Annotated in this window: 19 protein-coding genes and 1 pseudogene; 6 read left to right on the top strand and 14 right to left on the bottom strand. The window is 71.5% G+C overall.

What is annotated here, in order from left to right; translation table 11 throughout:
* Positions 1-557: 557 nt before the first annotated feature.
* Positions 558-1,793 carry a helix-turn-helix domain-containing protein gene (locus tag ACFVX4_RS22190; protein ID WP_389980032.1) on the top strand — a complete coding sequence of 412 codons (1,236 nt, stop codon included), beginning with the start codon at positions 558-560 and terminating at the stop codon, positions 1,791-1,793.
* Between the two features lie 841 nt (positions 1,794-2,634).
* Entirely contained in the window at positions 2,635-2,988 is a 354-nt protein-coding gene (locus ACFVX4_RS22195) for a hypothetical protein (RefSeq protein ID WP_389980035.1), read from the top strand.
* Between the two features lie 29 nt (positions 2,989-3,017).
* Here the strand turns inward: ACFVX4_RS22195 and ACFVX4_RS22200 are convergent.
* Positions 3,018-3,413, bottom strand: a pseudogene (locus ACFVX4_RS22200) (tyrosine-type recombinase/integrase); the annotation flags it as partial.
* A gap of 218 nt (positions 3,414-3,631) precedes the next feature.
* On the opposite strand from ACFVX4_RS22200, the gene ACFVX4_RS22205 reads away from it, so the two are divergent.
* Positions 3,632-4,723, top strand: a complete 1,092-nt coding sequence (locus ACFVX4_RS22205) for a Dyp-type peroxidase (protein WP_389980038.1) — start codon at positions 3,632-3,634, stop codon at positions 4,721-4,723.
* Here the strand turns inward: ACFVX4_RS22205 and ACFVX4_RS22210 are convergent.
* The 4 genes from ACFVX4_RS22210 to ACFVX4_RS22225 form a co-directional block, all read right to left on the bottom strand.
* Complete coding sequence (locus ACFVX4_RS22210) at positions 4,702-7,260, bottom strand: PQQ-binding-like beta-propeller repeat protein (RefSeq protein WP_389980041.1); 2,559 nt, start codon at positions 7,258-7,260, stop codon at positions 4,702-4,704. The genes ACFVX4_RS22205 and ACFVX4_RS22210 overlap by 22 nt on opposite strands.
* Before the next feature lie 85 nt (positions 7,261-7,345).
* Positions 7,346-7,612: a hypothetical protein gene (locus ACFVX4_RS22215; protein WP_389980043.1), complete on the bottom strand. Its 267-nt coding sequence runs from the start codon at positions 7,610-7,612 to the stop codon at positions 7,346-7,348.
* A 17-nt stretch (positions 7,613-7,629) separates the two neighbouring features.
* On the bottom strand, positions 7,630-8,382 hold the full coding sequence (locus ACFVX4_RS22220) for a TetR/AcrR family transcriptional regulator (protein WP_389980046.1): 753 nt from the start codon (positions 8,380-8,382) through the stop codon (positions 7,630-7,632).
* A gap of 33 nt (positions 8,383-8,415) precedes the next feature.
* Entirely contained in the window at positions 8,416-9,351 is a 936-nt protein-coding gene (locus ACFVX4_RS22225; protein WP_389980049.1) for a diiron oxygenase, read from the bottom strand.
* Positions 9,352-9,529: 178 nt separating this feature from the next.
* Between ACFVX4_RS22225 and ACFVX4_RS22230 the strand changes: the two genes are divergently transcribed.
* Positions 9,530-10,639: a ferritin-like domain-containing protein gene (locus ACFVX4_RS22230; RefSeq protein ID WP_389980052.1), complete on the top strand. Its 1,110-nt coding sequence runs from the start codon at positions 9,530-9,532 to the stop codon at positions 10,637-10,639.
* Positions 10,640-10,706: 67 nt separating this feature from the next.
* Positions 10,707-11,609 (top strand): ADP-ribosylglycohydrolase family protein, encoded by a 903-nt coding sequence (locus tag ACFVX4_RS22235; protein WP_389980055.1) that lies wholly within the window; start codon positions 10,707-10,709, stop codon positions 11,607-11,609.
* Positions 11,610-11,695: 86 nt separating this feature from the next.
* Here the strand turns inward: ACFVX4_RS22235 and ACFVX4_RS22240 are convergent, their stop codons facing one another.
* The 8 genes from ACFVX4_RS22240 to ligD all read right to left on the bottom strand — a co-directional run bounded on the left by ACFVX4_RS22240 (position 11,696) and on the right by ligD (position 21,523).
* Positions 11,696-12,763: an amidase family protein gene (locus ACFVX4_RS22240; protein WP_389980057.1), complete on the bottom strand. Its 1,068-nt coding sequence runs from the start codon at positions 12,761-12,763 to the stop codon at positions 11,696-11,698.
* 4 nt (positions 12,764-12,767) lie between these two features.
* Positions 12,768-14,225 carry a penicillin-binding transpeptidase domain-containing protein gene (locus ACFVX4_RS22245; protein WP_389980059.1) on the bottom strand — a complete coding sequence of 486 codons (1,458 nt, stop codon included), beginning with the start codon at positions 14,223-14,225 and terminating at the stop codon, positions 12,768-12,770.
* Positions 14,222-15,601: an FtsW/RodA/SpoVE family cell cycle protein gene (locus ACFVX4_RS22250; protein WP_389980061.1), complete on the bottom strand. Its 1,380-nt coding sequence runs from the start codon at positions 15,599-15,601 to the stop codon at positions 14,222-14,224. Before ACFVX4_RS22250 ends, ACFVX4_RS22245 begins: the two co-directional genes overlap by 4 nt.
* A 100-nt stretch (positions 15,602-15,701) precedes the next feature.
* Entirely contained in the window at positions 15,702-17,060 is a 1,359-nt protein-coding gene (locus tag ACFVX4_RS22255) for an ATP-binding protein (protein ID WP_389980063.1), read from the bottom strand.
* The gene (locus ACFVX4_RS22260) at positions 17,057-17,827 is read right to left on the bottom strand and encodes a hypothetical protein (RefSeq protein WP_389980065.1); all 771 of its coding nucleotides are present in this window, start codon (positions 17,825-17,827) and stop codon (positions 17,057-17,059) included. The genes ACFVX4_RS22255 and ACFVX4_RS22260 overlap by 4 nt, the downstream gene beginning before the upstream one ends.
* Before the next feature lie 111 nt (positions 17,828-17,938).
* A complete protein-coding gene (locus ACFVX4_RS22265; RefSeq protein WP_385329537.1) occupies positions 17,939-18,262 on the bottom strand; it encodes a zinc-ribbon domain-containing protein in 324 nt (107 codons plus the stop codon).
* Positions 18,259-20,424 carry a HEAT repeat domain-containing protein gene (locus ACFVX4_RS22270; RefSeq protein ID WP_389980068.1) on the bottom strand — a complete coding sequence of 722 codons (2,166 nt, stop codon included), beginning with the start codon at positions 20,422-20,424 and terminating at the stop codon, positions 18,259-18,261. The genes ACFVX4_RS22265 and ACFVX4_RS22270 overlap by 4 nt, the downstream gene beginning before the upstream one ends.
* A 202-nt stretch (positions 20,425-20,626) precedes the next feature.
* Positions 20,627-21,523, bottom strand: a complete 897-nt coding sequence (gene ligD / locus ACFVX4_RS22275) for a non-homologous end-joining DNA ligase (protein WP_389980071.1) — start codon at positions 21,521-21,523, stop codon at positions 20,627-20,629.
* A gap of 61 nt (positions 21,524-21,584) precedes the next feature.
* On the opposite strand from ligD, the gene ACFVX4_RS22280 reads away from it, so the two are divergent.
* On the top strand, positions 21,585-22,655 hold the full coding sequence (locus ACFVX4_RS22280; protein WP_389980074.1) for a Ku protein: 1,071 nt from the start codon (positions 21,585-21,587) through the stop codon (positions 22,653-22,655).
* A gap of 90 nt (positions 22,656-22,745) precedes the next feature.
* Here ACFVX4_RS22280 and ACFVX4_RS22285 read toward each other — a convergent pair whose 3' ends face one another.
* Entirely contained in the window at positions 22,746-24,707 is a 1,962-nt protein-coding gene (locus ACFVX4_RS22285; RefSeq protein WP_389980077.1) for a protease pro-enzyme activation domain-containing protein, read from the bottom strand.
* Positions 24,708-24,759: the final 52 nt, after the last annotated feature.

Genomic DNA, 24,759 nt, shown 5'->3' on the forward strand with positions numbered 1-24,759 from the left:
ACTCAACGCCTTCGACATCACCTTCGACGGCCGGCTCTCCGCAGCACGCCAGTAACTCCAACAACCTGAGTTACACCGCTCGTTTGACAGACCCGTTCAAGGCGGCCCGCTGGCGCGGCCCGCGCGCGCTCCGGCCCGGCGGGGCCGCCGCCCGCTCCTGTCTCCGCCCCGCTGGCGACTTCCCCGCCGCTCCGGGCGCGCAGTAGGCAACACAGCGAACCATCCTGAGGCTCTGCCCCAGACCCCGGCCCTCTCTCCGAGTGGCAGGGGGGTGAGTACGGGTGCGGCTCCGTTGTGGTGGGTGGTCGCGGGTCGCGAGAGGGGTCCCTCGCCGCCCGGTCACCGGAGGCGTACCAGGAACCCCCGGGGAACCCTGGTACGGCGAAGCTGCCCGACCGACGAGGAACCCCCTCCCGCTCAGGCCCCGATCCTGCCGGAGTTCCGGCCCACCAGGTGGTGGGGCACGCCTGCGGGTGGGTGTCTGCCGGATCACCCCCGGCTGATGTGCCGGCCGGGCGTACCGTGGAGTGGGAGGTGGTGAGTTGATGATTACGGAGTTGGCTGACAACGTCCGCAAGTACCGGCGTCGCGTGGGGATGAGCCAGGAGGAACTGGCCCACGCCGCAGGCGTGTCGCCGGGCACCGTGCGCAAGGCCGAGCAGGGCGGCACCGTCCGCATGGAGACCTTGCACACACTTGCCCGCGCGCTGGGGGTGACCACGGCCGCGCTGATGGCCTCGGATGCACCGGAGCCCGTGGGGCGGGCCGAGGAGCCGAACCGGGTCAACCTGATCCAGCTCCGCGCCGCGCTCACCCCGGCCGTTGGGCTCGTGGACCAGGACGCCGAGGCCGTGGCCGAGGAACCGAACCTGCGCATCTTCCGGCGGACGCTGCAAGTCGCACGGGTGCTGTACTTCTCCGACAGCTACAAGAGCGTCGCGGCTCAACTGCCGGGTCTGCTGCGTGATGCCGCACAAGCCGTCGCCTGCTACGACAGCGGGGACGAGCACCGGCAGGCCCTGTTGGCCCGCGCCGAGGCGCTGCGTCTGGCCGGCACCTACCTCACCCAGGTACGGCAGTACGACATCGCATATGCCGCTGTGCGTGGCGCCATCATGGACGCCCGCCGGGCCGGAGACATGCTTGCGGCGGGCTCAGGTGTCGGCTGCATGTGCTGGCTGCTGGTGAGGCAGGGAAGGTTGGACGAGGCGGAACAGGTCGCCGCCCAGAGCATGGACGCGGTGGAGCCGAAGATCACTGGGGCCGAGCCGGACCACTACGCGGTGTGGGGCGGCCTGGCGATGGAGGCCGCCGCCGCGGCCGCGAGGAACAACCGTCCCGACGAAGCGAAGGAGTACCGTCAAGCCGCCCGGGTCGCGGCAACCGCTGTCGGGACGGCGCATCGCAACGTCTCCCGGCACTGGTCCGTCTTCGGGCCGGTCACCGTCGCTGTCAAGGCACTCGAAGACTCCCTGGTCATCGGCGACGCCCGCGCGGTAGTACGCAAGGTCGGCGAGCAGGAGGAGTTGTCGACCAAGGCGTGGAAGCGTTTGGGTAGGCCCAGCACCAACGACGGGAACCGTTTCACCCTCGATGTGGCGCGCGCCCACACCCGGACCGGCGACCTGCCCGCGGCCATGGACGAGTTGACCCGCGCCCGGGAAGCCGCCCCGCAGTGGCTGCGGCACCAGAACGGGGCCGCCGAGACCATGCAGGAGATCCTCGGTAAACGCAAGCGCACCCTCACCACGGAGATGCGCGAAATGGCCGACTACCTGGGCGTTGTCGGGTAGCTGCCACGCAGCGTGGCAATTCGTGAACCAAGAGTCGCGAACTGTCATGGCTCTTATGTGGGGTGACAGTCAGTCAGTGCCTACGGTCGATGCGTCCGCCATCCGTGACCCAGGCCGGGGGTGCCCAGTGAGCCACCCCAGGAGTGACGCCGACCGCATGCGGCGCAGAGAGTTGTACGACGCTGCGTCGGGTGCGGGAGGTCCCCGCTTGCTTCCGTGGATCAGTCCGGAGGGGAAGACCCCCCTGTGCCGACACCCCCCAGCGGCAGCACCACCGTGCACCCCGCACCCCTGACGGCAGTAGCGACGGCAACACCCACGGATTCCCCCGCACAACCACGGACACCAGCGGAACCCGAAACCGCCGCTGATCTGCGAATACGCAGATAGAGAGGGGTCGCGTAGCGCACGTACTATGTGCGGGCGAGGGTAACTCCGGTTCTTGTTCACAACTGCAACATTGCGGACTGTGCCGATTGCCTGCGTCCCGGCTTCAACAAGGTTGATGGCCCCTTCTTTGCGGCGAAATATACGTCCCCGTCAGGTCGGGCGTACTTTGGTCACTCGGGTCATGATCTGACGCCAACCCCCGGTGGAGAGGTGGGTTCCCTTGTTCGGCAGTTTACGCCGGGGGGTGGTCGTTACCATGCGGGGTGCGCCGAGACAATGTGTCTCGTCCAGGTCGAGGCGGCCGAGGGTGCAGCTGGAGTTCGAGGGGGATCGTTCGAAGTGGTAAAGGCGAAGGGATTGAATTCGCCGCCCGGTGGTGCACACGGCACCCCCGCCATTCCTTGCCCAACGGTTTGCCAGCCCAGGCTGCGGAATCAAGGAATCAGCTTCGATGGGAATTGACGTGAGCAGGGAACATCTCCGGGTCAATCGATTCGGCTTCGCCGAATACGAAGACATGGTCGAACTCTCTCGTGAAGTGGACGCCTCTGAACTGGCAGGAGTCTTGAGTTCGATCGTGGAGCTGGTTCTCTCGGAGGAATCTGATTTGCTCGATTCGCTAACGGACGAAGCTCAAGCGGACTTTGTGGTCCCTCTGGGAATGTGTGCCAGGATGCTGTCGAGCGGCGAGTATTCGGCGATGGAGTTGGTCTCTGCGGCCTGCGCCGTGAGTTACTGCGCCGAATCGCACATGTCGGAGTTTCCGGACGACCTCGCACAGATGCTGTCTCAGCTGCCTCGCTGAGTGATATCGACAGCAAACTAGAAGCCCCGTCAGGCGCCCTGGCAGGGCTTCTGGGGTGGGTGACGGCAGTAGTTGACGGCAACATCAGCGGACGACGGCTGTGGCGGTGGGTCGCCAGCTTCGTCGTCGGTCGCATCCAGTGCGTTGCCGAGGGCGTCGATGGCTTGGCGTTGGAGCCGGAGTCGTACGTGGGCGTAGACGCCAGCGGTGACGCCGATGTGGGCGTGATTCAGCAGCTCCTTGATCACGACGAGGTCAACGCCCTGCTCCAGGAGCAGGGTGGCGGTGGAGTGCCGTAGGTCGTGGAAGCGGATGCGGCGGAGCCCGGCCCGATCGAGGAGGGCGCGGAATCTGCGATTGAGGTTCGCTGGATCGATCGGCCCTCCTGCTGGTGTGGTGAAGACGAGGCCGCTGTCCTTCCAGCCTTGGGCGCTTGTCCATGCCGGACGCACCGGCCATGACCTGTTCAGGCGCATCGTCACCGACCACCCCAAGGTCATCCGAGCCGGCTGGAGGCCCGTCGGCAGTTGGATATCCCCTATAGATTTGCGGTTCGGCGTGAACGTGTCGCGATGTTCTGGGTCCTGGCCCTCAAGGTCGGCCCTGGGGTGGGGATGTGGGCGTGAGAAGCAGAAGAGGCATATTGCTGGGCGCGACCGTGGTGGCCGCAGGCGGGGCCGGCGTGATCGCGACGAATGCCTCGCCCTTCCAGACGTCACCCGGTGATTCCATGCGCTCGTTGGCTTCTCTGCGAGGCTCGCTGCCTGCCGCTTGTGCGCGAGTCATGGCCCTTGATCTGTCTGGTGATCTGTCCGGTCAGAAGCCCCAAGCGTTGAAGGCCGCCTTGACCCGGTTGCAGCAGTCGGTTGTGGCGGCTGACAGAGACGGCGTAGACGCCTGGCTTGCGTTGGGGAGCCGTGTTTTTGCCGGAGGGGTGCCCGGAGGGGCGCAACGTCCTCGCCAACTGAAGGAAATGCCAGCCTCTGCTGGGGATCTGCTCGACCCGGAACAGTCGCACGGGGACGTGCTCGTACAGGTGACCGGAGCCGGCAAGAGGGCAGTGCAGGAGGCTGCCGAGCAAGTGGTGAGGCAGGCTCCCGGGTGGCGTGTGCGATGGCAGGTCGACGGGTTCCGGGATGAGAACCGGGTCGAGGCCGGCAAGGGGCTTTCCCGTAATCCGTTCCATTTCACCGAAGGGTTCGGGAATCCGGGCACCGAGCGCGAGGTGGCCGATCGGGCCGTTGTGCGCAGCGGGCAGGGCGAACCGGACTGGGCCGTGGGCGGCAGCTATCAAGTAGTTCGGATCGTGCGGTTCGCGACCGAGTTGTGGGACAAGGATTCCGTCCGCGAGCAGGAGCGCGTCATCGGGCGTCGGCGCGACGGCCGATGGCTCGACGGTACCCCGACCGGCGAGCAGCCCAGCTTCGCTGCAGACCCCAACGGCAGGGCCACACCGCTGGATTCGCATGTGCGGCTCGCCGCCCCCGATCGGCGCAACCCGCCGCCCCTGGTGCGCCGCAGCTACAACTACGACCGTGGCAGCGGCGACAGCGGGCTGATCTTCTCCAGCTTCCAGCGGGACCTGGCCAATGGGTTCGAGGCTGTGCAGAAGCGCCTGGGGGGTGAGGCCATGGCCAAGTACATCCTCACCACCGGCGGCGGGTACTTCTTCGTGCCGCCACCCGGGGACGCCTGGATCGACGCGCTGTTCGCTCAGGCGACCGGGAACGCGTAGAAGATCCGGTCGCGTTGCACGACGGCCGTGCGGCCGGCCGCCAGCACCCGGTACGGGGCGGTGACCGTGGGGCCCTTCGGGTCCTGGGTGCCGATGTCCTGGAACTTCCACAGTCGCCGCCCGTCGTCGGCGGCGAACGCGGTGACCTGGGAGCCGTCCGCGGCCAGCAGTGTGCGGCCGGTCGTGCTGAGGGTGACGGCGGGGGCGGCGGTGCCGATCGCCGCTTCCGTCGAGCGCCGCCAGCGCAGCCGCCCGGTCTCCCGCTCGACCGCGCCCACTTCCTGGTTGCGGTTGGTGGTGTGCAGCACGGTCCCGGTGACGACGGGGGTGCCGTACGGGGTCCCGCCGCTGCCGTTCAGCGTCCACTTCGGCTTGCCTGCCGGGGTTTCGAACGCCTGGAGGTCGTCGCCCACCGCCGCGTACAGCAGGCCCCGGTCGTCGCCCATGGCCGCCGCGTCCGGGGCGACCGTGCCGAACTGCTTGCTCCACAGCGCCTTGCCGGTCTTGCGGTCGAAGCTCCGGAAGACGGCCTTGCCCTTGGCGGCCCTGACGTCGCCGGGGGTGAGCGTGGCCGGGTTCTGACGTACGACCAGGTGGTTCTGCCGGACCGCGATCAGCCGGTGGACGGGGGTGGCGGGGCCGCGTCCGGCGGGTACGGGGGTACGCCACAGTTGCTCGCGCCGCACGATGTCGTACGCGAAGAGATAGGCCCTTACGACCTGCTTGTCCTTGCCGCGCTTCTTGCCCTTCTTCGGCGGCGGCGCCTTGACGGTGGCCTTCTCGGACCCGGTGAACCAGATCACCGGCCCGGACGAGCCGACGAACTCCGGCGCCGAGAGCTTCGGCGTCTCGGCGGACAGGTCCGCGTGATCCGCCCGGTGCACGGTCTTTCCGTCCTTCGGCGACAGCCAGAGGAACCCGGAGGGGGCGGCGACGAAGCAGAGGTCCTGGCCGGCGGGGAGGGCGGCCCGCCCTCCGGCGGCGTCCGTGTTCTGCCAGACCCGGCGTCCGGTGCGCAGGTCCACGCCGGTCGCGCCGTTCTTGCCGGTGAGCACCAGCAGCCGCTCGTTCCAGACGGCGGCGGTGAGCGGTGCCGGTTCCGCCGCCGGGTGCGTGTACACCCAGCGGGGTTGCGGCGGCAGCCCCGCGACGGCGGGACCGCTGCGGCTCGGCGCGGGCTTGGGGTCGTCCGTGTCCCCTCCGTCACTGCCTCCCAGCGCGAGCACACCACCGCCACCGACGGCCAGCCCGGCGGCCCCGGCGGCGAGCCCGATCAGCAGACCGCGCCGGTCCACGGCGGGGGAGGAGGCTGCGGCGCGACTCGTGGGGGCCGGGAGGGGGCGGGGGACCACCGGGACCATGGGCGGAGGTACGGCGGGCACCCCGCCGGGCAGAGCCGGAGTGGGTCCGGCGGACAGGGCCGGAGCAGGACCGGCCGGGCGGCCGGTGAGCTCGGGCGGGACGGACAGCTGGGTCGTCGGCCGGTCGGTCCTCGGGACATGGCGCCCGATGTCCCCGAGCTGAGCGGTCTGCGTGTCCGGGGCCGGGGCGGGGGCCGGGACGGGGACGGGTACCACCGCGTCGGCCGGCGCACCGGCCGAACCACCGGCCACCGCGTCGGCCGGCTCACCGGCCGTGACCGTCTCCCGTGCGCGCACCCCCTGCTCCGCCACCGCGGCGGCCAACCGCTCCGGCAGCCAGCCGCCCTTCGCCAGGCCCGCCGCCCCCTCCAGGGCCAGCTCGGCCGCCACTGTCCCGGCGCTCGGCCGGTCGGCCGGGTCCTTCTCCAGGCAGCGGGCGATCAGGTCGCGCAACTCCTCCGGGACCGCGCCGAGTTCGGGGGCGGTGCGGGCGATCCGCTCGGCGGCCTCGGCGGCCGGGCCGTCGGCGAGCGGGGTCGTGCCGGTCGCCGCGTAGGCCAGCAGCAGGCCCAGCACGAAGAGATCGGAGGCCGGTCCGGGCTCCTCGCCCTCGACCTGCTCCGGGGTGAGATAGCCAAGCCGTACGGACAACTGCCCGCCGGGCCGGGCCTCCGCGGCGGCCGCGGCGCCCAGCGGGCCGAACGCGGTGAGCCGCGGCCCGTCCTCGGCCAGCAGCACCGTCCGGGGAGCCAGACCCTGGAGCACGGCTCCGGTGGCGTGCACCCGGGAGAGGGTCTCGGCGAGGCCCGCGCCCAGTATCCGCACGGCACGCTCGGGAAGCGGTCCGGTGGCGTCGATCGCCTCGGAGAGCGTCAGCGCGGGTACGTACGGGCCCGCCGTCCACAGCAGCTCTTCGTCCGGGGCGTCGTCCGGGCCGCCCAGCTGGGGCTGGACCCAGCCTCCGGTCAGCCGGTCCGCGGTGCGGGCCTCCGCCTGGAATCGGCGCCGGAACGCGGGCAGTGCGGCGAGTTCGGGGCGGGCGGCGGTGATCACCACCGCGTCCTCGGAGGCCGCGTCGCGCGCGAGGTACTGCACACTGCTCGCGGTCCCGCGCAACCGCGCCAGCACGGTGTACGGGCCGAAGCGGCGTGGATCGTCCTGACGCAGCGCCTCCATGGCGCACCCCCCTCGCTGACCGTGCCTGGGCACCAGAGCGTCGATCTTAGACCGACCGCCCCTCGCTCCATCGGGCCCCGTACCCTCAGTCCGGCTTCGACCAGGGCCACTTGGGACTGTGCCGCTCGCGGCCCCCGGGAGCGTACTCGTACACCCAGCCGCGCGGGAGCCCCAGCCGCTTGGAGTGGCCGGCCGGCACCCTGCGGTACGCGTACACGGTCGCGGGACCGCCGTCGGCGGCCGGTACCGGGACCGTGTACCACTTGGGCGGATGGCCGGTCGGGCCGACGAGGACGGGCAGTACCCGCCCGTCCAGGGGCCCGCCGGTGAAGGCGGTGCTCTCGCTTCTCACCTCCCCAGTCTGACCGATCAGCCGTCCTGGGGCAGCAGATGGGCCGCCTCGCCGAGCACCGGGACCAGCAGCTGTGCCAGCCGTCCGGCCGGACCCGCGGCGGTCTCCAGCGGCAGCAGCGCCGCCACCGCCGCCGCGGTCTCCGGATCCGTCGCAGCCGTGGCGGCCAGCAGCACGATCAACTGGTCGACCAGCCAGTCGCGCAGCTCGGCCGCGGCGGGCTGCTTCCCCTCGTCCAGCCAGATCAGGGACGCCGCCTCGACGGCCGCGATCCAGGTGCGCACCATCATCCGCAGCCTCGGGCCGGCCGCCTCGCCGCTGCCCAGGTGCAGCAGGATCTGCTCGGCCGCCGCCCGCCGCACCTCGTCGACGATCGCCGACGTACGGGAGGTCTCGACGACGCTGCCGCCGCGCAGCAGCGCGCTGAAACCGGTGTCGTGCTCGTCGACGAAGGCGAGATAGCGGTCGAGCACCCGCGTGACCCGCTCGGTGGGCGGTCCCCCGGGCGGTTCGCCGAAGCACAGGATCAGCTGCTCGGCGGCGGACCTCAGCGCCGCCTCGTACAACTGCTGCCGTCCTCCGGGGAAGTAGCGGTAGACGAGCGGGCGGGACACCCCGGCGACGGTCGCGACCTCGTCGAGCGAGACCTCGTCGGGGGCCCGGTGGGCGAAGAGGGTGAGGGCCGCACCGAGGAGCTGGGCGCGGCGCTCCTCGACGCCGAGCCTTCGGTACGCGCGGGCCGGCGGCGCGGAGGCGGCAGCAGAGGTCATACGTCGAAGCCTAGGGCCTGCGGGGCGGCCGGCTCAGGCCAGCAGGCCGGAGCGCTTCCACAGCCGACGTCCCACCCCGTTCAGCACCCCGATGTCGTCGAAGAAGTCCGTCAGCCGCTTCGCGCCCGACTGCATGACCTCCGCCCGGTGGCCGCTCGCCTTCACCTGGGCGACGGCCTCGTGGCGGTCCAGGCCGACGTTCTCGTACACCTGCGGGTTGACGAAGCAGACGGAGAAGACGCGGGCCGCCTCGCCGCAGCTCAGCCGGGTCAGTTCGCGCTCCCAGCGCGGGGCGGTCACCATCTGGCGGCGCAGCTCCTCTCGGGCGTAGCGGACGTGCCGCGCCTCCTCGACCACATGGATGCGGGTCACGCCCCGCACCAGCGTCTGGACGCGCTCGTCCGGGAAGGTCAGCCGCTGCATCCAGTCGAGGATCTCCTCGCCGAGCAGGGTCGCGGCGAACGAACCGGGGGTGGTGGAGATGGTCTTCAGCACCCGTGCGAGGTTGTGATAGACGCGCGGCACGGGGTAGTCGGGCGACCCGCCCCACTTGATCATGCGGCCGAACATCATCGAGTGCCGGCACTCGTCGGCTATCTCGGTGAGCGCGTAGCGGACGTGATTGCTGGTCACCGGCCGGTCGTAGATGTGCCGGACCAGCAGCTGCATCAGGATGATCTCGAACCAGATGCCCAGCGAGGCGAGCGACGCCGCCTCGTGCCGGGACAGGTCCATCCGCTGTTCCTCGGACATCTTCCGCCACAGCGGGGTGTCGTAGAGCGAGACCAGCTCGGGCGGCCAGAACCACTTGCCGTCCTCGATCGCCGCGTCCCAGTCGAGCTCCTTGTCCGGGTCGAAGGAATGCTTGGCCGAGGAGGCGAGCAGCCGCTCGGCGATCTGCTCGCGGTCCCGGAGCGGGCCGAGTGCGTCGCGAAGCAGCTGGACGTCGCGTTCGCTCACTGTGGTCATGCTGGAGGCACCTCGCACATGGGGTTACCGGCGGTCACCTCTTATGAGACTCCTCGTCAGTAAGGCCGTCAATCCCTTGCGCACGACTTGTTGACCCGGCGTCTACCAACGTGTGAACCTGCCAACTGGAGCAACCGCCAAGGGAATTGCCGAAACATGCCAGGCGAAGGAGCCGTCCGTGTCGACACACGACCTCTACACCACCGCCCCCGAAGCGCCGTTGTGGCAGGTACCCGCCTCCGGCGCCGCCCGCTTCAGCTGGGACTACGACGACGGCCGCGAACGCCTGCTCGCCCTCTACCAGAAGGGCAAGGACAAGCAGTGGGACGGCAACAGGCGCATCGACTGGTCCCTGGAGGTCGACCCCGCCGACCCGCTCGGCACCCCTGACGAGGCCCTCACCCTGTACGGCACCCCGCACTGGGCGAAGATGACCGAGAAGGACCGGGGCGAGCTGCGCAAGCACTACACCTCCTGGCAGTTCAGCCAGTTCCTCCACGGCGAGCAGGGCGCCATGGTCTGCGCGGCCAGGATCGTGGAGTCCGTCCCCGACCTGGACGCGAAGTTCTACTCCGCGACCCAGACCATGGACGAGGCCCGGCACGCGGAGATATACGGCCGGTTCCTGCACGAGAAGGTCGGGATGCTCTACCCGATCAACGACAACCTCCAGGGACTGCTCGGCGACACCCTGCGCGACTCCCGCTGGGACATGCCCTACCTCGGCATGCAGGTCCTCATAGAGGGGCTCGCGCTGGCCGCGTTCGGCATGATCCGCGACACGACGACCAAACCGCTGCCCAAGCAGATCCTCGCGTACGTCATGCAGGACGAGGCCCGGCACGTCGCGTTCGGGCGGATGGCGCTGCGCGACTACTACAAGCAGCTGAGCGACGCCGAACTGCGCGAGCGCGAGGAGTTCGTCATCGAGGGCTGCTACCTGATGCGGGACCGGCTCAGCGGCGTCGAGGTGCTGGAGAACTTCGGCATCGGCAAGCAGGAGGCCAAAGACCTCTCCGAGCACTCGGAGTTCCTCCAGCTCTTCCGAAAGCTGCTGTTCAGCCGGATAGTGCCGTGCGTCAAGGACATCGGCCTGTGGGGCGAACGGCTCCAGAAGGCCTACGTCGACATGGGCGTCTTCGAGCTCGGCGACTCCAACCTGGACCTGCTCATGGCCCAGGACGAGGAGATAGCCGAACAGCTCGACCGGGACCGTTTCGAGGCGGAGGAACAGGCCAGGGTCGCCGAGGTCGAGGAGGCCATCGCGCAGGGCGCACCGGGAGAGTGAGGGAAGCGGCGCCTTCGCGGGCCACAACGGATGTACGCCGTCGGCCGGCGCGGGGAGTATGGCGGGTATGACGATCCCGATCCCGACCCCGCCCCTCGCCGCAGGTCCCGCGGCCGCCCGCCGAAGCCTCGAAGGGCTGTCCCTGGGCGACGCGTTCGGTGAGCGATGGTTCCCGCTCTTCCGCGAGCCCCGCCGGGCGTTCGACGAGATCAAGGCGCGCCGCACCCCCGAGGAGCCGGTCTGGCACTGGACCGACGACACCGCCCTCGCCCGTGCCCTGCTGCGGGTCCTCGACGAGCACGGCCGCGTCGAGCAGGACCGTCTCGCGCTCTGCTTCGCCCTCGCCTTCGAGGCGGACCCGGCCCGCGGCTACGGCCACGGCATGCACATCCTGCTGCCCGAACTGCTGGCCTCACCGGCCGACTGGCGCACCCTGGCCCCCGAGCTCTTCGAGGGCGGCAGCCTCGGCAACGGGGCCGCGATGCGGGTCGCGCCGCTCGGCGCCCGCTTCCACCAGGACCTCGAACTCACCGCCGGGCAGGCCGCGCTGCAGGCGGCCGTCACCCATGCGCACCCGGAGGGGATCGCGGGCGCGGTGGCGGTCGCGGTCGCGGCGGCGCTCTCCGTCCGCGGCGAGTTCACCCTGGCCGCGGTCGCCGACCGGACCCCGGAAGGGCTGGTACGGGACGGGCTGCGCCGGGCCGTGGACGTACCCTTCGCCACCGAACCGTGGAAGGCGGCCGATCTGCTGGGCAACGGGCAGCGGATCCGCGCCGACGACACGGTCCCGTTCGCCCTGTGGACGGCGGCCCGGCACCCGGACGACCTGGAGGCGGCGCTCTGGGCGACGGCCGAGGGCCTCGGCGACGTCGACACGACCTGTGCCATCACCGGCGGCGTCGTCGGCGCGGCCACCGGGGTCGGCGGGGTGCCCGAGCAGTGGCTACGACGCCGCGAGCCGCTGGACTGAGGCGGGGTGGTCCCCACGGCCCCCACGGCCCCCACGGCCCCCACGGCCCCCACGGCCCCCGCGGTCCGCTTGCGGCACCGTCGGGGTCACGGCCGCACGGCGGGCAGTGCCTCCTCCACCGCACAGGCCGTCGCGAGCAGCGAGACATCGGCCCCGCGCTCCGCGACCAGCTGGAGCCCGACCGGGCAGCCGTCCGCCGTGAGTCCGGCGGGCACACTGGCGGCGGGGTGCCCACTCAGGTTGAACGCCCAGGTCAGCGCGGTCGAGAACAGCTCGCCCGGACCGTCGTGGCCGTGCGGGCGGTTGGGGGTGGTCGGCGTGAGCAGCAGCGGGGTACGGGTGAACAGGGCGTCGAGTGCGGCGTCGTTCGCGCGCCGGATCTCCGCGGCGCGCGGGGACGGCGACCCGGCCCGGACCGCCTGCCACGCCTCGCGCGGGTCGAGCAGCCCGCACGTGCGGTCCACGAGCCGCACCACCCCGGCCGCCACCAGCCGCCCCACCGCCCGCCGGACGACCGCCGCGACCTCCGGGTCGACCTCGGCGTACCCCAGATCGGGGCTGAAGACGGCCGGTACGGGAAGGACGGCCGGCACCGGCTCGTAGGCGTCCAGGGCGGAGCGCAGGTACGTCCCGGCCCCGGCGGCCGACCGGGTCAGCACCCCGGCGGACGCCAGCCCGGTGCGGTCGGGGGAGGGCAGCAGGCCGTTCGTCGTCTTCAGGCCGAACACCCCGCACCACGCCGCCGGAATCCGTACCGAACCCGCCCCGTCGCTGCCGGTCGCCAGCCCCACGAGGTCCGCCGCGACGGCGACCGCCGAGCCCGCGGAGGAGCCGCCCGGGGTGCGGTCGGGGCGCCACGGGTTGACCGTACGGCCGTGGGTGCCCAGCCCCCAGGTCTGCCAGGACGTGCCGGGGCCGGGCACCGATGTCGAGCCGACCGCGACCCCACCGGCCGCGATCAGCCGCCGGGCCGCGTACGAACGGATGCCGGTACGCCCCTTGACCGCGAACGGCATCCCGGCCAGCGGGAGCCCACCGGCCCGGCCGGCGTCGGCGAGCGCCCGCCCGTGCCACACCTCGACGAACGCGCACAGGCGGGGGTCCTCCCGCCCGATGCGTTCCAGCGCCCGGCCCACCCCGCCCGCGTCAGCCATCCGGTCAGTCTTGCAGGGCCGCCGCCATGACGGAACGGGCGATCGGGGCCGCGCTGCCGCCGCCGCTGATGTCCGCCCGGTTCGCCGCGGCGTCCTCGACGACCACGGCGACCGCGACGGCCGGCTGTCCCGAGCGGGGCGACCGGGCCCAGGAGATGAACCAGGCGTACGGCCGGCCCGAGTTGTCGATGCCGTGCTGCGCGGTGCCGGTCTTGCCGCCGACCGTCACCCCGTCGATCGCGGCGTTGGACCCGGTGCCGTTCTCCACGACGTCGACCATCATCTCCCGCAGCTGCGTCGCCGTCCGCGGGTTCATCGCCCGGTGGTAGGTGTGCGAGCCGTTCTGGTGGACGGTCGAGCCGTTGTGCGTGGTCGTACGGTCCACCAGATACGGGTACTTGAGGTCGCCCCCGTTGGCCACGGCGGACGCCACCATCGCCATCTGGAGCGGTGTCGCCGTCGTGTCGAACTGCCCGATCGACGACAGCGCCAGCTGGTCCTTGGTCATCTCGGTGTCGAAGTTGCTCTTCGCGACCCCCGAGGGGATCTTCAGCCCGGTGTCGTTGAAGCCGAACTTCCGCACCGCGTCCACCATGCCGTCGAGCCCGACCCGCACCCCCAGGTCCGCCATCACGGTGTTGCAGGAGACCCGGATCGCCTCGGCGAGTGAGGCCTGCTCGCAGCCCCGCGCCTCATTGGGCAGCGTGGTCGACGTACCCGGCAGCACGTACGGGGACGGGGTGCCGGTGTCCGCGTCGGGATCGGTGACGACCTCCGCGTCGAGCGCCGCCGCCGCCGTCACGATCTTGAAGGTGGAGCCCGGCGGATAGGTCTGCCGGATCGCCCGGTTGAGCATCGGCTGGCTCTTCGACGCGTTCAGCCGCGCCCACGCGTCGGTGACGGACGAACCGGTGCCCGAGAGCTGCCCGGGATCGTACGAGGGGGTCGAGACCAGCGCCAGGATCTTCCCGGTGGACGGTTCGACGGCGGCGACCGCACCCCTTCGCCCGCCGAGCCCTTCGTAGGCGGCGCGCTGCATCGAGTCCTTGACGGTCGTGACGACATTGCCGCCGGGCTGCCGACCACGGGTGATCTCGTTCCACAGCGGGAGCGGGGCGAGCATGGAGTCGGTGCCGGAGAGAATGCCGTCCTCGGCGTTCTCGATCAGGGTCGTGCCGTACGTCTGCGAGGCGTAGCCCGTCACCGGCGCGTACAGCGGGCCTTCGCGGTACGTGCGCTCGTACGTGAGCTGCTCGCCGGTGTCCTTCGAACCGGTCACGGACTTGCCGCCGACCAGGATGTTGCCGCGCGGCTGGTCGTAGCGGGCGATCGTCAGACGGCGGTTGGCGGGATTCCTGTCCAGGCTGTCGGCCTCGAAGACCTGGATGCGGGCGGCGTTCAGCAGCAGCGCCACGAGCAGCACCAGACAGAGCGCCGCGGCCCGGCGGATGTAGCGGATCACTGCTCGGCCTCCGTGATCGGCGCGATGATCCCGGTCTCCACCTGGCCCGGCTGCGGTCTGCGGGCCTGGTCGCTGACCCGGATCAGCAGCGCCACGATGATCCAGTTGGTGACGACGGACGAACCGCCCTGGGCGAGGAACGGCATCGCCATGCCGGTCAGCGGGATCAGCCCCATCACCCCGCCCGCGATCACGAACACCTGCAGCGCCAGGATCGAGGCGAGACCGATCGAGAGCAACCGCCCGAAGGGGTCGCGCAGGGCGAGGCCGGCCCGGTAGCCGCGGGCCACCAGCAGCGCGTACAGCAGGAAGATCGCGGTCAGCCCGGCCAGCCCGAGCTCCTCGCCCGCCGTCGCCAGGATGAAGTCCGACTTGGCGGCGAAACCGATGAGGATGGAGTGGCCGAGGCCGAGCCCCGCGCCGAGCATCCCGCCCGCGGCGAACGCGAACAGCGACTGGGCCAGCTGGCCGGGGCCCTGACCGGCGTCGATGGAGGCGAACGGGTCGAGCCAGTCCTGGACCCGGCTGTGCACATGCGGTTCGAAGGAGCCGACGACGAACGCGCCGACCGCGGCGAGCAGCAGGCCCACCGCGATCCATCCGGTCCGGCCGGTGGCCACGTACAGCATGATCACGAAGAGGCCGAAGAAGAGCAGCGAGGTGCCCAGATCGCGTTCCAGGACCAGCACGCCGACGCTGAGCAGCCAGATCGCCACGATCGGACCGAGCACCCGGCCGGTGGGCAGCTGGAGCTTCCAGAACCGGCGGCCGGTGTAGGCGAGCGCGTTGCGGTTCGCGGCGAGATACGCGGCGAAGAACACGGCGAGCAGGATCTTGGCGAACTCGCCCGGCTGGAAGGAGAATCCGCCGACCCGGATCCAGATCTTGGCGCCGTTCACCGCGGGGAAGAAGATCGGCACGATCATCAGGACCAGTGCGGTGGCGACCGAGAGGTACGCGTACCGCTGGAGCACCCGGTGGTCGCGCAGGAGGACGACCACTGCGATGAACAGCGCCACACCGAGCGTGGACCAGACCAGCTGGGCGGGAGCCGCCTGGTCCTTCGGGGTCTCCAGGTCGAGTCGGTAGATCAGCACCAGGCCGAGCCCGTTGAGCAGTACGGCGATGGGCAGCAGCAGCGGATCGGCGTACGGGGCGCGGAGGCGGACCGCGAGATGCGCGAGGAGGGCCAGCAGCCCCAGGCCCGCGCCGTAACCGGCCACATCGGGCGGGACCGCGCCGTTCTTGGCCAGGCCGACGGCGGCGTAGCCGTAGACGGAGATGAGGACGGCCCCGATGAGGAGCAGCAGCTCGACTCCGCGCCGCTTGGGCAGACGTAGATCGGGCGGGGGTGCGTCCGCCGTCGTTGCGGTCATGCCAGGCAACGTAGCAAGAGCTGGTGTGTATTTCCCTTATGTCGTAGCAGGTATGTCCGACGGCATGATGCCGGACGTCCACCCGGCGTCCGACGTCCCCTCACTCCCGGTGATGCGGACCGGACTTCGGGGCGCTCCGGGTTTCCGGCGCCCCGCCGTCCGGTGCCGGGTACTCGGGCAGCGTGACCCGGGCCACCGCCCCGCCGTCCGGGGCGTTGCGGAACACCAGGCCGGCGCCGATCACCGCGGCCTGCCCGGCGGCGATGGTGAGCCCGAGACCGTGCCCCTTGCCGCTGCCCTCGGTACGGAAGCGCTGCGGGCCGTTGTCCAGCAGATAGTCCGGGAATCCCGGGCCGTGGTCGCGTACGGTCACCACCGGGCCGTCGACCGTCAGCACCACCGGAGGCCGGCCGTGCCTGTGCGCATTGGTGATCAGATTGCCCAGCACCCGCTCCAGGCGCCGCAGGTCGGTCTCGACGCGTACGTGTGCGGCTCTCGCCGGTTCCCCGACCCGGATCGTGGTGCCGGTCCCGGACGCGCGCACCACCCGCTCGACGAGCGGCACCAGTTCGTACACATCGAGGTCGACCGCTTCCGTGCGGGCGTCGAGCCGGGAGATCTCCAGCAGATCCTCCGTCAGCGCCCGCATGGTCCGGACCCGGTCCCGCACCAGCTCGGACGGCCGCCCCGGGGGCAGCAGTTCGGCGGCGGCCGAGAGACCGGTCAGCGGGGTGCGGAGCTCGTGCGCCACATCGGCGGTGAAACGCTGCTCCGTCTGGAGTTTGCGCTGGAGCGTGGACGCCATCGTGTCCAGCGCGCCGGCGACGATCGCGACCTCGTCCTGCGGGCGCGAGGGGTCCGCCGTACGCGGGTCGCGGACGCGGGCGTCGAGGTCGCCCGCGCTGATCCGGCGGGCCACCCGGGCCGTCTGGTGCAGCCGCCGGGTGACCCGGGTGACCGCGAAGGCGCCGACCAGCAGGGTGGCGCCGATGGCCAGCAGGGAGGAGCCGACGATCGCCCCGTCGAGACTGTCGATGGTGCGGGCGCTCTGGCTGTAGTCCACCTGTGTGGCCAGCGCGCGGCCGTCGGCCGGAGCCGCCGCCCACATGGCCGGGCGCCCGTCGTGCTCGCCGACGAGCGTGCCGCGTTCGCCGCTCGTGGCCAGGGCGCGCAGGGCGGCGGGCAGCCCCGGGGGATCGATCCCGGAACCCGGCGGCAACGCCTCGCCCGTCTCGTACGCGGTGGTGACGTCCGCCAGCCGGGACAGGGCCTTCTCGCGGGCCTGGCCGACGGTCTGGCGGGTCACCTTGGTGTGGACCAGCACGCCCAGCAGCGCGGCGAGCGCACAGCACATCACGGTGATGAAGACGGTCGACTTCCAGGTGAGCGTCGCGGCCCAGGAAGGCATCCGCGGCCTGCGCCGCCCCGTTCCGCGCCTGCCCGCGCCGGGCGGGCTCATCGGCGCTCCGCGGAGATCCCGGCGGAGGGTGTCGCGGTGGGGCCGGTGGGCGCGGCGGTCGGCCGGGCGCTCGTCAGCTGCGGGCGCGGCGCCCTGGACGGCGGAATCCGCTGGATCTCGTCCTGGGTGGGCAGCATCGCGCGCTGCCGGGCGTCCCAGGACCAGGCGGTGCGGTACTCGTATCCCGTGATCGCCGACGGCACCCGCATGATCAGGTCCCGGCCGGCCAGCTCGACGCTGATCACGGCGTCCGAGGTGGACAGGATCCGGGTCAGTCCGCCCGCCTCCGGCATGTAGACCCGCACGGAGAGCTGGTGGTCGGCCAGCCGGATGCCGAGCACCAGATCGTCCCTGCCGTCGCCCGTCAGATCGCGGAAGTACGGCCGGAGCACGGGACAGGAAGCCGGTTCGGTCCGGCAGGCGTTGATCTTCTTCACGGTGTCGGCGGGGAGATCGGCCGTGCCGCTGGACCGGTTGGGCCGGGCCGCCAGACCGGCCCGCACCACCGCCACCGGATCGAGCCGGTGCACATCGCCGTCCGGCACCTCGATCCCCGGGATGCGCGCGGTCTCGCCCTCGCCGTAGTCGTACGGCGCGGCGGAGGCGGGCGGCAGCTCGGGCCAGAGCCGGGCGGGCCCGACGGCGGTGGGGGTCGGTCCGGCGCTCCGCAGCCCGCCGCCGTTCCCGCAGCCGGTCAGCAGCGCCACGCCGACGACGGCCCCGAGGGCCGCCGCCGCGCGGCACCGCACCCGGCGACGCGGACGCATGACTCCCTCCCTTCCGGAGGTCCAGGTCCCACGACCCTATTCGGAAGGAAGTCTGTTATGCCTATTTTGTATGGATAAGAGTTTTCGTTTCGGTATCGACAGGGGCGCTGATCAGCTCTGGTAGGGGTTCTGTCCCTGCCCGTTCGGCGCGTACCCCGCCTGCCCCTGCGGCTGCCCGTACGGGTTGCCCTGCTGCGAGGCCGCGTGCTGGGCCAGCAGCTGTTCGGCCTGCTCCTTCGGGATCTGCTGCTCCCCGCCGCAGAACGTGCACTGGGTCGCGAACTTCGTCGAGAACGGGAAGAGCGGCACGAAGAACAGTGTGAACTTGGTGACCCTCTTGCGCAGGGTGTGCGCGGCCGGATTGCCGCACCAGCCGCAGACCAGCGTCAGTATGGCCAGTTGGTACAGATAACCTCGCGTACCGAAAATGATCATGTTGCGGGTCCCTTCCCCGTATTCCACAGAAGCGCTTGCCGGCAGAGCGCCAGCAGCTTTTCGTCCTCGTATGCGTCGTGGCTGCCGAACACACCGTCCATCGCGTTGTGACGGCGTACGGAGGTGAGTTCGGCGCGCAGCGCGCGTGCCGCATCCGACCCTGCACCAGCGGCACCCATCCGCGCCAGGCCTTCCGCCACCCGGACGCGCACATGACGACTCTTCTCCCACTCCGCCAGGAGCACCGGCACGGACTCGTCGGCCCGCCCGGACACCTCCCACAGCGCGACCGCCGCGTCCACCCGCAGCCACTGCTCCTCGTGCCCCAGCAGCGCCCGCAGCCGGGGCGCGACCACCGCGGCCCGCGCCCCGAGCCCGCCCAGCGCGTTCACCGCGGACCGGACCTCATGGACACGCTCCGCCCCCAGACCCTCGATCAGTACCGGCAGCACGGCGCCGGCATCCCCCTCGACCGCCCACAGGGCCTTCGCCACCTCGGTCACCGAGGTGGCCCCGGGACTGCGCAGCAGCGCCCGCAGCTCCGGTATGGCGCCGCGCGCCGCGGGCCCGAACGAACCGAGCGCCCGCAATGCCGCCGTACGCAGCCACTCGCCCCGGTGCTCCGGTGCGCCGCGCAGCACCCGCAGCACCTCCGGCAGCGCCTCGTCGGCCCGCAGCACGGCCAGGCCGGTGAGCAGCGGGCCCGCCCGGTCGTGCGCCCGCTCGTCGAGCGGGACCTCGCCCAGCCTGCGGCGAAGCACCTCGGCCAGCGGGGCCGCCGCCGCCCCCAGATAGCCGATGGCGAACCCCACGTCGTGCGGCACCTCGGGCCGCTCCAGCGCGGCGGCCAGCGCGGGCACGGCACGGGCGTCGCCCAGCCGGGCCAGCGCCTTCACCGCACTGCCCAGCGCCGGCGGCCCGCTCGGCCAGTCCTGCACCCAGGCCCCGGGATCCGCCGCCACCCGCGCCGCCAGCGCGTCGGCGGCGGGCGCGGCGAGCCCGAAGAGCTCCTCCAGCACGTGCGAGGCCGCCTCGGCCAGCCGTGGATCAGGGGTGGCGAGCTGCTCACCGACCAGCCGGACGAGCTCCTCGTACGAGCCACGCCAGGCCCGGATCAGCCCGCTGCTCATCCGGAGCGCGTCGATCCGCTGCCGGCGGTCCGGGCTGCGCAGCTGATCCGTCAGCAGTGCCGTCCGCTCGGCGACCCGGTCGTCGAGCCCGACGTGCAGGGTGCGCAGCAGATCCGCCGTCCACGGGGCCGCGGGCGCCGGGACCTCCTCGTCGGACAGCGCCCGCAACTGGCCCACCAGGGTCACCGGCGCGACCCGCTCCTCGGCGGGCGGCTCCCCGGCCGCGTCCGGGTACGCCTCGACGGCCGCGACCGCCTCGGCCTGGGCGTCCACCGCCGGTGCCGCCCCCGACCTGCGCGCGGGTATCGAACGCAGCTGCCGCAGCAGCCCCGTCACCACCCGCACCACATCGCCGGGCAGCGCGTCCGGTGCGCACCGCGCCAGCTGGGCCAGCGCGGCCAGCCGCAGCCCCGGCGGGAAGCCTTCGCCGGCCAGCCGGCTCAGCCACGCCGCCGCCTGCCCGGCCAGCATCCGGTGGCGCAGGGCGACCCGCCCCGCGGCCTCGACCAGGGCGAGCCGCACCTCCTCGTCCGGCTCGATCGGCAGGCGTTCCCGCAGCAGCGCGAGAACCCGCTCCGGATGGCTGTGGAGCGCGGCGAGCGCCAGGGGCGCGCAGAGCCGTACCCCCGGGTCCTCGTCGGCCATCAGCTCGAAGAACACCCCGGCGCCCGCGGTGACGGCGGTCGCCGCCATCGCGTAGTTGGCCGCGCCCTCGATCTCGTCCTCGTCGATCTCGTCCTCGTCGTCCTCGTCCAGATCGATACCACCGATGCTGGTGAGCAGCTCGACGATGCTGCCCCGGTCCTGGATCCCCGGATCCGCGACCAGCTCGAAGAGAAAAGGAATGCTGGCCAGCGTGCAGGCGTACACGTCACCCTGGTGGTGAACCGCCCCGTACATCCCGTCCAGCGCCGCCTCGCGCTCCGCCGTATCGGCGGACGCGAGACCCCGCAGCATCGCAGGCACATCACCGGCCGGCCCGTAGGCGTGCTCCATCGAGGCCCAGTCGACCTCATCGATCCCTGCGAACACCCCATCGCCTCCCCACGCATTTCAACGAAGCAGTGTCTGCGAGGAGTGTGCACCACAGGTCGGACGATCCGCCCTCCACATGCGGTCTTTTCCTGGCGAGCATGACAAAGGACCTTGTCATACGCTATCGGTGGACCGACGCGAAACGGTCACGTCCGGTGACGGAGCGACAGAAAAGATCCCGGGCAGCCCTGTAGCCGGCCTACCGCGCGTCCGGCAGGCGTCCGGCCTCGTCCGGATCGGCCAGTGGCCCGAGCAGATCCCCGTACCGCTCCAGTCGCGCGCCCATCCCGTCGGCCAGGAAGACCAGCTCCCCGGGGGTCCGGCACTCCTCGATCTCCGCCCAGGTGACCGGCGCGGAGACGGTCGGCTCGGGCCGGGCGCGGAGCGTGTAGGGGGTGGCGGTGGTCTTCGCCGCCGCGTTCTGGCTGAAGTCGACGAACACCTTCCCCGGCCGCAGTGCCCGCTTCATCCGGTGCACGACCAGGTCCGGGAGTTCCCGTTCCGCCTGGACGGCCAGCCCCTTCGCGTAGGCCGACACCCGATCGGCGGGGGTCGGCTCCAGCGGTACGAGCAGATGCAGCCCCTTCGACCCGGACGTCTTCCCGTACGCGCGGAGCCCGTCCGCCGCCAGCCGCTCGCGCAGCCACACCGCCACCGCACAGCACTCCACGACGGTCGCGGGCGCGCCCGGGTCCAGGTCGAACACCATCCGGTCGGCGATCCCGGGCGCGTCGGCCCGCCACTGCGGGGTGTGGAACTCCACCACCAGATTGGCCGCCCACATCAGCGAGGCCAGATCCCGCACGACCACCTGTCTGGCCTTCCTGTCCTCGTGGTGTGGCACCGGGGTGGTCCGTACCCAGGACGGCGTACCCGGCGGCGGATTCTTGGTGAAGAAACGCTGCCCGTCCGGCCCGTCCGGATAGCGCAGAAAGGACACGGGCCGGTTGTCCAGATGGGTCAGCAGGGGCCCCGCGGCAGTGGCCGCGTAGTAGTGCAGCACCTCGCCCTTGGTGGTTCCGGTGGCCGGATACAGCACCTTGTCGAGATTGCTGAGCGCCAGCCGCCGCCCCTCCACCTCCGTGATCGGCGTCATACGATAAGAATCACATGATTTACGGACCTACAGGTATCTGTACGGACACAAGGGGTGAACGGTGAGGTCCATATGGAACGGCGCCATCTCCTTCGGGCTGGTCAGCATCCCCATCAAGCTGGTCAACGCCACCGAGAACCACTCGATCTCCTTCCGTCAGATCCACCTCGCCGACGGCGGCCGGATCCGCTACCGGAAGGTCTGCGAGATCGACGAGCAGGAGGTCACCGCCGCCGAGATCGGAAAGGCGTACGAGGAGGCCGACGGTTCGATGATCCCGATCACCGACGAGGACCTCGGCGCGCTCCCCCTGCCCACGGCCAAGACGATCGAGATCGTGGCCTTCGTGCCGGCCGCCTCGATCGACCCGCTCCAGATGGACGCGGCGTACTACCTCTCCGCCAACGGGGTCCCGGCGGCCAAGCCGTACACCCTGCTCCGTGAGGCGCTGAAGCGGAGCCGGAAGGTCGCCGTGGCGAAGTACGCGCTGCGCGGTCGCGAACGGCTCGGCATGCTGCGGGTGGTCGACGATGTGATCGCCATGCACGGTCTGCTCTGGCCGGACGAGATCCGCAGCCCCGAGGGCGTCGCCCCGGAGACCGAGGTCACGGTCCGCGACACCGAACTCGACCTGGCCGACGCGCTGATGGACACCCTCGGCGAGGTCGACATGGACTCGCTCCACGACGACTACCGCGAAGCGGTCGAGGAACTCATCGCGGCGAAGGCGGAGGGCCGGACCCTGGAGCCGGCGGAGGCGGACGACTCGGGTGGCAAGGTCATCGACCTGATCGCGGCCCTGGAGAGCAGCGTCCGGGCGGCGAAGGAGGCCCGGGGCGAGGAGCCGGGTGCCGAGGAGGAGCCGACGGACAGCCCCGGGGCCGAGGTCACCTCCCTCGCCGGCCGCAAGAAGTCCGGCGGAACGGGGGCGAAGAAGAAGGCCGCGGCGGCCGGCAAGAAGACGGCCGCCGCCACGAAGAAGTCCGCGTCGAGCCGGGCACCCGCCAAGAAGACCGCCGCACGTTCGACGAAGAAGTCGGCCGCCAGGACGTCGGCGAAGAAGACCACCGGTAAGTCGGACCCGAAGCAGGCGACGAAGAAGTCGGCCCCCCGCAAGCGCGCCTCGGCCTGAGGCGGGACGCCTCCTCGGCGGGCGCGCACACGGCCGACGGCCGCCCCGGGGGCCAGGCCCCGGGGCGGCCGTCGACACCGGACCGGTGGCTCAGTGCCTGCGGAACGGGAAGCGGTACGAGTCCACATAACCGGCCGCCGGAGTCCCGACACCCGTCACGTCGTCGTACCCCTTGACCGCCTTCAGCGAGGCGTCCTTGCCGAGGCCGCGCAGCGACGACAGCAGGCCGTCCGCCGCGTCCACGCCGTTGGCGAAGTCGACCCGGACCACCGCGAGATCACGGTTCGGGCCCAGCGGGTGGTCGGTGACGTCGTGGTACGCCTTCGAGTCGTACCGGGCGTAGATCGCCGGGTTGGCGAAGCCGATCGGCAGCCCGTGCCTGGCCTGCTGGGCGAGCGCCTGGACACCGGCGATGACCGGCGCGGCCAGGGACGTACCGCCGATGCGGTACTCGTCGTAGCCGAGTGAGCCGTCGGGCAGCGTCTGGGTCTGGCCGACCAGGAAGCCGGTGTTCGGGTCGGCGACGGCCGCGATGTCCGGGGCCGTGCGCATCCGCTGCTTCCCGTTCGCCCGCGCGAGCGAGTCGGGCACGATACCGCGCTGGTAGAACGGCTGCTTCACGGACGAGCTGGTGCCGCCGCCCGCGCCGGAGGTGTACGCGCCCGGGAAGCCGTCCCAGCTCTTCCCGTCCTCGGAGAGGCTCGACTTGAGCGTGCCCCAGCCGGTCTCCCACTGGTACTTGTCGTGCTTGCCGACCGCCAGCGCGGTGCCGCCGACGGAGGTCACCCAGGCGGAGTTGGACGGTACGTCGATCTGCTTCGTGCCCGTCGACGCGACGTTGTCGCCGTCGTCGCCGGAGGAGAAGTAGAAGCCGATGCCCTCGATCGCGCCCATCTTGAAGACCTGGTCGTACGCGGCCGCGACGTCCGGCGTCTCATTGGCCTCGACGTCGCCCCAGGAGTTGGAGACGATGTCGGCGAGCCGGTGGTCGACGACCTTGTTCAGCGAGTCCAGCAGATCGGCGTCGTAGCAGGAGGCGCCGCCCACGTACACGATGTCGGCGGCGGGCGCGACCGCGTGCACGGCCTCCACGTCGAGGGTCTCCTCGCCGTACCAGCCGGAGGCCCCGCACTCCTCGGTCTTCGTGTAGTCGTCCGGCAGCACCTGGCTGAACTGCCCGCGACGGTAGGGCGCGTCGCCGTTGCGCCTGGCGTACTCGGCGGCGTCCTTCGCGATGGTCGGCGAGGCGTACGCGTCGGTGATCGCGACGGTGACGCCCTTCCCGGTCCGGCGTCCCGCACCGTAGGCGGCGCGCAGCTGCTTGCCGGTGTACCCCTTGACGGCGTACGTCGCCTTCGCCCCGTAGGCGCTCGGCAGCGTCGACGCGGTCTTCGAGCCGTAGTACGAGGAGAAGGGGCCGGAGTTGCGGAACACCGCGTCCGGCGGCGGCAGCGCCTCGTCGTGGCTCGACTTGTGCGGCGCGTTGTCCAGGCCGGAGACAGCGAGAACGGCGTCGCTCAGCGCGGCGGGCACGGAGGCGGTGGAGGCCGGGGCGCGGTAGGTCCGGCTGCCCTTGCGGTAGTTGCGCAGCTGGGTGCCGAACGTCTTCTCGGCGGCAGCGACATCACCGGTGGCCGAGACGTAGTGCCGGTTGGCGCCGGTGACGGTCAGCCCGTTCGACTTCAGCCACGTGCCGACCTGGTCGATCTGCTCCTGGGTCGCACCGAACCGGGCCTGCGCCTGCTCGGCGCTCAGGTACTTCCCGTACGAAGCGGACTGCGGGTCGGACACGGCGGCGGCGTAGGCGGCCAGCCCCTTCGCGTCCCGCCCGGCCAGATGGACCCGGACGCTGACCTTGCCGTTGTCGGAGGTGGCCCCCCGGTCCGCCCCGGCTGTCGCCCAGGCGGGCTTGGTGCCCTGCAGCGCGTCTCGCCCGCTCGGCGCGGAGTCCGCGCTGGCGTTCGGTATCCCGAGGGCGAGCGCACCGGCCAGCAGTGGCAGTGTCGCTGCCAAGCTCAGCGCGGCGCGACTTCTCGCGCGGCTGGTTCTCATATAACCCCCTGCGATGTGGGTCTACGCGTGTGGATTACATGTGCCGGATGGT

This window comes from Streptomyces sp. NPDC058240, assembly GCF_042882135.1.
Classification (GTDB): domain Bacteria; phylum Actinomycetota; class Actinomycetes; order Streptomycetales; family Streptomycetaceae; genus Streptomyces.

Excerpts from the sequence above, each read along its gene's own strand:
- ACFVX4_RS22250 (WP_389980061.1), bottom strand. The coding sequence starts at position 15,601 with ATGACCGCAACGACGGCGGACGCACCCCCGCCCGATCTACGTCTGCCC.
- ACFVX4_RS22210 (WP_389980041.1), bottom strand. The coding sequence starts at position 7,260 with ATGGAGGCGCTGCGTCAGGACGATCCACGCCGCTTCGGCCCGTACACC.
- ACFVX4_RS22260 (WP_389980065.1), bottom strand. The coding sequence starts at position 17,827 with ATGCGTCCGCGTCGCCGGGTGCGGTGCCGCGCGGCGGCGGCCCTCGGG.
- ACFVX4_RS22220 (WP_389980046.1), bottom strand. The coding sequence starts at position 8,382 with ATGACCTCTGCTGCCGCCTCCGCGCCGCCGGCCCGCGCGTACCGAAGG.
- ACFVX4_RS22195 (WP_389980035.1), top strand. The coding sequence starts at position 2,635 with ATGGGAATTGACGTGAGCAGGGAACATCTCCGGGTCAATCGATTCGGC.
- ACFVX4_RS22285 (WP_389980077.1), bottom strand. The coding sequence starts at position 24,707 with ATGAGAACCAGCCGCGCGAGAAGTCGCGCCGCGCTGAGCTTGGCAGCG.
- ACFVX4_RS22255 (WP_389980063.1), bottom strand. The coding sequence starts at position 17,060 with ATGAGCCCGCCCGGCGCGGGCAGGCGCGGAACGGGGCGGCGCAGGCCG.
- ACFVX4_RS22235 (WP_389980055.1), top strand. The coding sequence starts at position 10,707 with ATGACGATCCCGATCCCGACCCCGCCCCTCGCCGCAGGTCCCGCGGCC.
- ligD (WP_389980071.1), bottom strand. The coding sequence starts at position 21,523 with ATGACGCCGATCACGGAGGTGGAGGGGCGGCGGCTGGCGCTCAGCAAT.
- ACFVX4_RS22265 (WP_385329537.1), bottom strand. The coding sequence starts at position 18,262 with ATGATCATTTTCGGTACGCGAGGTTATCTGTACCAACTGGCCATACTG.
- ACFVX4_RS22225 (WP_389980049.1), bottom strand. The coding sequence starts at position 9,351 with ATGACCACAGTGAGCGAACGCGACGTCCAGCTGCTTCGCGACGCACTC.
- ACFVX4_RS22240 (WP_389980057.1), bottom strand. The coding sequence starts at position 12,763 with ATGGCTGACGCGGGCGGGGTGGGCCGGGCGCTGGAACGCATCGGGCGG.